At 66.9% G+C, this 3,199-nt stretch carries 5 protein-coding genes; 4 read left to right on the forward strand and 1 reads right to left on the reverse strand.

The annotated features are described in order from the left end of the window. Positions 1–530, forward strand: a 530-nt coding sequence (locus DBR23_RS10280) for a cation transporting ATPase C-terminal domain-containing protein (RefSeq protein WP_199227682.1), incomplete at its 5' end; no start/stop codon positions are given. Between the two features lie 16 nt (positions 531–546). Next, the gene (locus DBR23_RS10285) at positions 547–933 is read left to right on the forward strand and encodes a VOC family protein (RefSeq protein WP_108498180.1); all 387 of its coding nucleotides are present in this window, start codon (positions 547–549) and stop codon (positions 931–933) included. 43 nt (positions 934–976) lie between these two features. Here DBR23_RS10285 and DBR23_RS10290 read toward each other — a convergent pair whose 3' ends face one another. Next, the gene (locus tag DBR23_RS10290; RefSeq protein ID WP_108498182.1) at positions 977–1,600 is read right to left on the reverse strand and encodes a TetR/AcrR family transcriptional regulator; all 624 of its coding nucleotides are present in this window, start codon (positions 1,598–1,600) and stop codon (positions 977–979) included. Positions 1,601–1,740: 140 nt separating this feature from the next. Here DBR23_RS10290 and DBR23_RS10295 point away from each other — a divergent pair, with 140 nt between their 5' ends. Next, positions 1,741–2,562: a metal-dependent hydrolase gene (locus tag DBR23_RS10295; protein WP_108498181.1), complete on the forward strand. Its 822-nt coding sequence runs from the start codon at positions 1,741–1,743 to the stop codon at positions 2,560–2,562. An 18-nt stretch (positions 2,563–2,580) separates the two neighbouring features. Beyond that, on the forward strand, positions 2,581–3,199 hold a 619-nt coding region (locus tag DBR23_RS10300; protein WP_233250382.1), incomplete at its 3' end, for a TolC family protein.

Here is a 3,199-nt window from a genome sequence, read left to right on the forward strand (position 1 = left end):
TTCTGGAACTGGTCATCGACCCCGCCTGCTCCATCGTGTTCGAGGCCGAAAAAGGCGCTGCCGACCTCATGCAGCAGCCGCCCCGCGCGGCCGACGAACCCCTGCTGTCCGCCCGCCACATCCTGCTGAGCGTGCTGCAGGGCAGCGTGGTGACGGCCGCCGTGGTGGGCCTGTATGCCTGGCTGCTGAGCCAGCCCGCACATGCCGCCACCGCCAGCACGGCCGCGTTTGTGGTGCTGGTGGCCGCCAATGCCGCACTAATCCTGCCCAGCCGCAGCAGCCAGACGGTGTGGCGCAGCCTGTGGGCGGGACTCACCCCGGTCAGCCTGTGGGTGGCGGGCGGCACGCTGGCCGCGCTGACGGCCATCACCACCGTGCCGTGGCTGGCCAACGCTTTCAGGTTTGTGCCGCTATCGCCCCTGCACTGGTTCATGGCCTTGCTGGCCGGGCTGCTGCTCACGGTGGTGTTTGCTGCCAACAAGCGGTGGCTGCAGCCCACGGCACCGGCCCTCCTTCCTTCACCCGCCTGACGCTCTGCCCCACACCATGCCCATCGTCCTGGATTCACTCGACCACGTCGTGCTCACCGTCGCCAGCATCGACAAAACCATGGCGTTTTATGAGCGTGTGCTGGGCATGACCGCGCGGGAGTTCAAGCCCCAGCGGTACGCGCTGCACTTCGGTGCGCAAAAGATCAACCTGCACGAAGTGGGCACGGTCGTGGACCCCAATGTGCGCCATGCGACGGCGGGCTCGGGTGACCTGTGCTTTCTCACCCGGATGCCGCTCGACGACGTCATCGCCCACCTGCAGGCCGAAGGCGTCGCCATCGTGCAAGGCCCGGTAGGCGCAACGGGCGCACGTCACCGGCTGCGCTCGGTCTATATCTACGACCCGGACGACAACCTGATCGAGATTGCCAACGAGGTGTGAGGCGCTCGCTGCGCGGGCAGCGGTAAGCATTACCCCAACAGATTCAAAACTCCGCAGAGATTGCCGCCCGCAACAACGTGGAAGCGGGCTCCACCAGCTCTTGCAGCTGCCCGGCCCGGTCCTGCTCGATGGACTGCAGCACCATTTCGTTGATGCCCCCCACCACGGCCATGGCCATCATGGGTTGCAGCGGGGCCTTGCGTTTGCGCTCGCCCGGGCGGTTGTTCACCACGTCCAGCATCAGGTCGGCCAGTTGCTGGTTGGCGCGGCGGCGCGCGGCCAGGCCCGTGGGGCCCAGGCCCAAGATGTCGATGAACAAGGTGCGCAGCAACACGGGGTTGCGCGCCAGCACGCCAAAGTAGGCCGCCATGGCCTGCTCCACCTGGGCCTCCCAGTCGCTGTGCGGGTCAATGGCTGCGCGCAGCACCGCTATCGCGTTGCCGCTGGCCGCCTCGTACAGTGCGGTCAGGCACTCGGCCTTGTCGGCAAAGTTTTCATAAAAGGTGCGGCGCGACACGCTGGCTTCGCGCACGATGTCGGCAATGGTGGTGTCGGCATAACCCTTGGCGGCCACGGCGCGCGCCATGCCTTCCAGCAGACGGGCACGGTGTTCGGTGCCCGCAGCGGGTGCAGCGGGTGTAGCGGCTGGGGCGGTGACTTCACTCATGGAGGCTGATCGCAATGCAGAAAATTCGACGAGGTACTTGACAGTACCATAGTTGATCTGCATCATACAAATCACCGGTACTGCAAAGTACCAAACCCCTGCACCACCGCGCGGCCCCCTTTGCGCCAGGAGCCTTCTTCATGACCGAACTCGTTGTCCGCCGCCTGCTGATCGACCTGGAGACGCCGTTTGCGCGCCACTGGTGTGGTGGCGATGCGTTTCGCTCGGCGCTGTTCAATGCGCTGTCGATGAGCTTTCCGGTGGGCGAGCAGTTCTTTATCGACGCCGTGCGTGACGGCCACAAGGCCCTGCCCCCTGACCAACAGGCGCAGTTTGCCGAAGAGGTGCGCGGCTTTATCGGGCAAGAGGCCACCCACCGCCGCATCCACGCGCTGTTCAACGGCCACCTCGACCAGCAGGGCCTCGCCAACGAATGGGCCCCGCGTGCGCAAGAGCGCATGAAGCTGTTTGCAGGCGCCGACCCGCGCCATCCGCTGGCCGTGACCGCTGCCAACGAGCACTTCACAGCCCTGCTGGCCGAATGGCTGCTGGCCCACCCCGAGGTACTGCAGGGCGCCGAGCCGCGCCTGGCCACCATGTGGCAATGGCACTGTGCCGAAGAGTCCGAGCACAAGAACACGGCCTTCGACCTTTACCAGGCACTGGGCGGCAACCACGAGTGGCGCATCACCTGGTTCCGCCGCATCACGGTGGTGTTCCTCGGCGATGTGCTGCGCCAGACGGTACTGAACCTGCGCCGCGATGGCTCGCTGTGGAAATGGAGCACCTGGACCAGCGCCGCACGCACGCTGTTCGGCAAGGGCGGCCTGGTGCGTGAGACCTGGCGCCCCTGGCGCGAGTACCTGCGCCCCGACTTTCACCCCAGCCAGCACGGCACCGACTTGTCGGCACGCTGGCTGGCAGAGCACAGCAACGCTTACACCCCCGTGGGTGCGCGCTGACAACCACGACCTGACACCATGACCTATCCCACCACGCCCCGGCACACAGGCCGGGCAGGCGCGGCTTTGCTCTGCCTGCTTGCATCTACCACCCTGACCCTGCTGCCCCTGCAGGCCCACGCCGCCCCTTTGGCGTTTGACGCAGCGCTGCACCAGCTGCAGCAGCGCTCCGACCAGCTGGCCGCATCGCGCAGTGCCGTCGAAAGCGCCCAGCTGCGCCGCGACGCCATGCAGCGCCTGGGCGGCCCGGTGGTCAACCTGAGCGGCGCCGCCTATTCCTACAACGCCAACCTGGACGTGGACCTGAACCCGCTGAACCGCGCACTGCCCGGCGTGCTGTCGCAGGTGCCGCCGCAGCTGGCGGGCTCGCTGGCCCAGTTACCCCACCTACCGTCTAGCTACACGCTCAACCGCAGCAAGAGCGACACCACGGCCTCGGTCTCCGCCATCTGGCCGATCTACATGGGCGGCGCCAGTCATGCCGCCCGGGGCCTGCTGGATGCACAGGCGCAAGAGGCCCAGGCCGACGCCACCAAAACCAGCCACGAGGCAACCACCTTGCTGGTGCAGCGCTACTTTGGTGCCCAGCTGGCGCAGCGCGCTGCCGTGCTGCGCCAGCTGGGCACCAAAGTAGCGC

Source organism: Acidovorax sp. HMWF018 (genome assembly GCF_003061035.1).
Taxonomy (GTDB): domain Bacteria; phylum Pseudomonadota; class Gammaproteobacteria; order Burkholderiales; family Burkholderiaceae_C; genus Acidovorax; species Acidovorax delafieldii.

Coding starts and splice junctions, on each gene's coding strand:
- DBR23_RS10290 (WP_108498182.1), bottom strand. CDS start 1,600: ATGAGTGAAGTCACCGCCCCAGCCGCTACACCCGCTGCACCCGCTGCG.
- DBR23_RS10295 (WP_108498181.1), top strand. CDS start 1,741: ATGACCGAACTCGTTGTCCGCCGCCTGCTGATCGACCTGGAGACGCCG.
- DBR23_RS10285 (WP_108498180.1), top strand. CDS start 547: ATGCCCATCGTCCTGGATTCACTCGACCACGTCGTGCTCACCGTCGCC.